The following is a 4,602-nucleotide window of genomic DNA, read 5'->3' on the forward strand; positions in this document are numbered from 1 at the left end:
GGTCATGCGGGGGCCCCCTCCCTGGAACAGGCCTTCATGGCCCTCACCCACGACTCCGTCGAATACCAGGGAGCCCCCGCATGACCACCTCGACCCCCACGGCCCTCACCACCGAGCCGGCCGCCACCGCCACGGCCCCCCGCCTCACCCACGCGCGCGTACTCCGCTCCGAATGGCACAAACTCCGGACCGTCCGCTCGACCTGGACCACCGCCCTCACCGCCACCGCGCTCGTCCTCGGCGTCGGCCTCCTCATGGGCACCACCTACACCTCCGACGGAGGCGACTCCGACGTCGACACCGTCGTCCTCACCCTCTACGGCAGCCAGCTCGGCGCCCTCGCCCTCGCCGTCCTCGGCATCCTGGTCACGGCCGGCGAGTACGCGACCGGCATGATCCGCGCCACGCTCACCGCCGTCCCCCGCCGCCTCCCCGTCCTCGGGGCGAAGGCCGCCGTCTACACCGGCGCCGTCCTCGCCCTCACCTCCGCCACCAACCTGCTCACCTTCCTCATCGCGCAGGTCTTCCTCTCCGACACCGACCAGGCCGCCTCCCTCACCGACGACGGCGTCCTCGCCGCCCTCGCGGGCAACGCCGCCGGCACCACCCTCCTCGGCGTCGTCGCCCTCGGCCTGGGAGCGGCCCTCCGCTCCGTCCCCGGCGCGATCGGCGCCTTCGTCGGCGGCGTGATGATCCTCCCCGAGGTCCTCGGGATGCTGCCGTACGAGGCGATGGAGACCGCCGTCCGGTACTTCCCCACCCAGGCCGCCGGCGCCCTCGGCTCCGCCACCCCGCTTCCCGGCGCGGCCACTCCCGGAGCCGCCCTCCTCGCCCTGCTCCTCTGGGCGGCCGCCGCACTCGCGCTCCCCGCACTGTTGCTCAAGCGCCGGGACGTATGAGGAGATGATCACGTGACCACGGAGACGGCAGGGGAGCCGGCACGGAAGCCGGGCGACGCAACGACCGTCCTCAGCCGCTCCGTCCAGAGCCTCACGGCAGTACTGCGGACCGCCGACTCCCGCCGCCCCTGGGCCTGGGACACCGCGCTGACCCTGTTCTGGACGGTCGCGGCCCTCACGGACGCGGCCGGCGGCTGGCGGAACACCGCCCCCGACCCGTCCGTCCCGTCCTGGCTCGTGGTCACCCTCAGCCTGGTCCTCGCCCTCCCGCTGTACGGGCGCCGCAGGCACCCCGCGGCCGTCCTGGCCGTGATGGCCTGCGCCGCCCTGGTCAGCGCCGCCTCGGGCGCCTTCCTCCAGGCCGCCTACCTCCAGCTCATCCCCGTCTTCCACCTCGCGCTCACCCGCCGGCCCCGCGCCCTCCTGTGGGCGTTCGCCCTCCTCGTCCCGCCCCTGGTGACCGGCGCGCTCCGGTTCCCCCGGGGCAGCTGGGACCAGCACGTCGTCCCCACCCTGTGGACGTACGCGCTCGTCGCCCTCCTCGGCATCGCGGTCCGCGCCCGCAGGGACCACACGGCGGCGCTCGTCGACCGGGCCCGCCGCCTGGAGATCGAGCGCGACCAGGAGGTCCGGCTCGCCGCCGCGGCCGAACGCACCCGCATCGCCCGGGAGATGCACGACATCATCGGCCACAACCTCTCGGTCATCACGGGCCTCGCGGACGGCGGACGGTACGCCGCCGCCAAGCACCCCGAGCGCGCGGGCCAGGCCCTGGAGGCCATCGGTACGACGAGCAGGGAGGCCCTCGCCGAACTCCGCCGTCTGCTCGGCGTCCTGCGCGACGACGACCAGGCGGCGGTCCGCGCCCCCCAGCCCACCCTGGCCGACCTCGACACCCTGATCACCGGCGTACGGAAGGCCGGCCTGCCGGTACGCCTCGACCGCCACGACTCCCCCACCGGCCGGCCCCTCACCCCTGGCGCCCAGCTGACGGTCTACCGCACCGTCCAGGAGGCCCTGACCAACACCCTGAAGCACGCCGGGGAGGGCGCGACGGCCACGGTCCTCCTGGCCTACCCGCCGGGGGCGGTGCGCGTGGAGATCACGGACACGGGAGCCCCGGCCGGCTTCTCCCACCCGTCCTCGCCGCCCGGGCAGGGACTCATGGGCATGCGCGAACGCGCGGCCCTCTACGACGGCACCCTCGCCTGCGGTCCGCTGCCGACCGGCGGCTGGCACGTCGCTCTCCGACTCCCCCGGGAGGACTCCTCCTCGTGACGACCGTTCTCATCGCGGACGACCAACCGATGCAGCGCTTCGGCTTCCGCATGCTGCTGGAGAGCCAGGACGACATGACGGTCGTCGGCGAGGCCTCGAACGGCACCGAGGCGATCCGGCTGGTCGACCGGCACCGCCCCGACGTCGTCCTCATGGACATCCGGATGCCGGGCCTCGACGGCATCGAGGCGACCCGGCGGATCGTCGCCACGGGCGCCCGCACCCGCGTCCTGATCGTCACCACCTTCGACCTGGACGCGTACGCGTACGACGGTCTGCGCGCCGGCGCCAGCGGCTTCCTGGTGAAGGACGCCCAGCCGGAGGAGCTCCTCGCCGGCGTCCGCGCGGTCGCGAGCGGCGACGCGGTCGTCGCCCCGAGCCTCACCCGCCGCCTCCTGGACGCCTACATCCACCACCTGCCGGCGTCCCCCACGTCGGACCCGCACCCGGAGGACCCCCGCCTCGCCTCCCTCACGGAGAGGGAACGGGAGATCCTCACGGTCATCGGCCGGGGCTGGACGAACACCGAGATCGCCGCCCGCCTGCACCTCGCGGAGTCGACGGTGAAGACCCACGTCGGCCGCATCCTGGCGAAGACGGGCGCCCGCGACCGCGTCCAGGCGGTGATCCTGGCGTACGACACCCAGCTGGTCACCCCGTCCTGAAACCAGGGCCGGCTGCCCGGCCCTCGTACGTATCCGGCCCGTAAACGCAGAAAAGCCCCGCACCATGAAGGTGCGGGGCTTTCCCACAATGATTGTTCGGCGGCGTCCTACTCTCCCACAGGGTCCCCCCTGCAGTACCATCGGCGCTGAAAGGCTTAGCTTCCGGGTTCGGAATGTAACCGGGCGTTTCCCTAACGCTATGACCACCGAAACTCTATGAAGTTGAACTCGACCGGCAAAGGGAGTTCATTGCTTCAGAACTAACACAGTGGACGCGAGCAACTGAGGACAAGCCCTCGGCCTATTAGTACCGGTCAGCTCCACCCATTACTGGGCTTCCACCACTCGCGTTGAGCGGGACGGTCATGCCGGAATGTGGCCGACCGTCCACAGCGTCCTCGCTGTGTATGTTGCCCACCAGCCACAAGGGCCGGCAGGACTTTCAAAGGAACCCTGCCATCCGAAGATGGACGGGGTATCAACTAATCTGGCGTTGATTTTTGGCACGCTGTTGAGTTCTCAAGGAACGGACGCTTCCTTTGTACTCACCCTCTCGGGCTTTCCTCCGGGCTTCCCTTCGGTCTTGCGTTTCCGACTCTATCAGATCTTTCCGATCCGATTTCCTCGGTGCTTTCCGGTCCGATTCGCTTTCGCTCCGGGCCCTTCCGGCGGTTCCGACTCTATCAGATCTTTTCGGTCTGACTTCCTCGGTGCTTTCTGGTTCCCGCGCTTTCGCGCCGGTCCCTTCCTGCGTCTCCGACTCTATCAGATGTTTGGGGGCCGGATTGCCACCGCCGGCGGCCTCGCAGCGGCCCTCCGCCGGCGTCGGACCGTGCCGCGGGCAGCTCGTGGTCCCGAACGCAGAAAAGCCCCGCACCATGAAGGTGCGGGGCTTTCCCACAATGATTGTTCGGCGGCGTCCTACTCTCCCACAGGGTCCCCCCTGCAGTACCATCGGCGCTGAAAGGCTTAGCTTCCGGGTTCGGAATGTAACCGGGCGTTTCCCTAACGCTATGACCACCGAAACTCTATGAAGTTGAACTCGACCGGCAAAGGGAGTTCATTGCTTCAGAACTAACACAGTGGACGCGAGCAACTGAGGACAAGCCCTCGGCCTATTAGTACCGGTCAGCTCCACCCATTACTGGGCTTCCACCACGGTTGTTTTCTCTTCCTGAGGGTACTGAGATGTTTCACTTCCCCTCGTTCCCTCCACATGCCCTATGTGTTCAGGCATGGGTGACAGCCCATGACGACTGCCGGGTTTCCCCATTCGGAAACCCCCGGATCAAAGCCTGGTTGACGGCTCCCCGGGGACTATCGTGGCCTCCCACGTCCTTCATCGGTTCCTGGTGCCAAGGCATCCACCGTGCGCCCTTAAAAACTTGGCCACAGATGCTCGCGTCCACTGTGTAGTTCTCAAACAACGACCAGCCACCCATCACCCTGACTCAAGAGCCAAGTTCACTGGGGCCGGAATCTTGAAGGACGACCAGCCGGCCGTACCCTCAGACACCCAACAACGTGCCAAGCACGACCCTGTGTCTCATCATCACGTTCCACGCCGAAGCAGTACTGGTGAAGTGATCCACTGGATCGTGCCAACTAATCAACGTTCCACCCATGAGCTGACCGTGCAGAACGTTTGCCTGCAATCGGTACTGTGCTCCTTAGAAAGGAGGTGATCCAGCCGCACCTTCCGGTACGGCTACCTTGTTACGACTTCGTCCCAATCGCCAGTCCCACCTTCGACAGCTCCC

The 4,602-nt window shown here is 68.3% G+C and carries 3 protein-coding genes, 3 rRNA genes and 1 other annotated feature; of the genes, 3 read left to right on the top strand and 3 right to left on the bottom strand.

From position 1 onward, the window contains the following. Positions 1 to 80: 80 nt before the first annotated feature. From EAO70_RS03630 to EAO70_RS03640, 3 genes are read left to right on the top strand one after another with little or no spacing between them, the layout of a single operon-like run. Positions 81 to 899 carry an ABC transporter permease gene (locus tag EAO70_RS03630; RefSeq protein WP_148001578.1) on the top strand — a complete coding sequence of 273 codons (819 nt, stop codon included), beginning with the start codon at positions 81 to 83 and terminating at the stop codon, positions 897 to 899. A gap of 12 nt (positions 900 to 911) precedes the next feature. Continuing rightward, positions 912 to 2,177: a sensor histidine kinase gene (locus tag EAO70_RS03635; protein ID WP_148001579.1), complete on the top strand. Its 1,266-nt coding sequence runs from the start codon at positions 912 to 914 to the stop codon at positions 2,175 to 2,177. After that, positions 2,174 to 2,842 carry a response regulator gene (locus EAO70_RS03640; RefSeq protein ID WP_148001580.1) on the top strand — a complete coding sequence of 223 codons (669 nt, stop codon included), beginning with the start codon at positions 2,174 to 2,176 and terminating at the stop codon, positions 2,840 to 2,842. Before EAO70_RS03635 ends, EAO70_RS03640 begins: the two co-directional genes overlap by 4 nt. 94 nt (positions 2,843 to 2,936) lie before the next feature. On the opposite strand, the gene rrf (EAO70_RS03645) is transcribed toward EAO70_RS03640, so the two are convergent. The 3 genes from rrf (EAO70_RS03645) to EAO70_RS03660 all read right to left on the bottom strand — a co-directional run. Beyond that, a 5S ribosomal RNA gene (rrf, locus tag EAO70_RS03645) occupies positions 2,937 to 3,053 on the bottom strand. Between the two features lie 697 nt (positions 3,054 to 3,750). After that, positions 3,751 to 3,867 (bottom strand): 5S ribosomal RNA (gene rrf / locus EAO70_RS03655). Between the two features lie 132 nt (positions 3,868 to 3,999). Beyond that, positions 4,000 to 4,188: a sequence feature (23S ribosomal RNA rRNA prediction is too short), on the bottom strand. Positions 4,189 to 4,516: 328 nt separating this feature from the next. Continuing rightward, positions 4,517 to 4,602 (bottom strand): 16S ribosomal RNA (locus EAO70_RS03660); the annotation flags it as partial.

The organism is Streptomyces sp. adm13(2018), assembly GCF_008042145.1.
Classification (GTDB): domain Bacteria; phylum Actinomycetota; class Actinomycetes; order Streptomycetales; family Streptomycetaceae; genus Streptomyces.

What these genes read in the sequence shown, in the direction of transcription:
- EAO70_RS03630 (WP_148001578.1), top strand. Translation starts at nt 81, where the DNA reads ATGACCACCTCGACCCCCACGGCCCTCACCACCGAGCCGGCCGCCACC.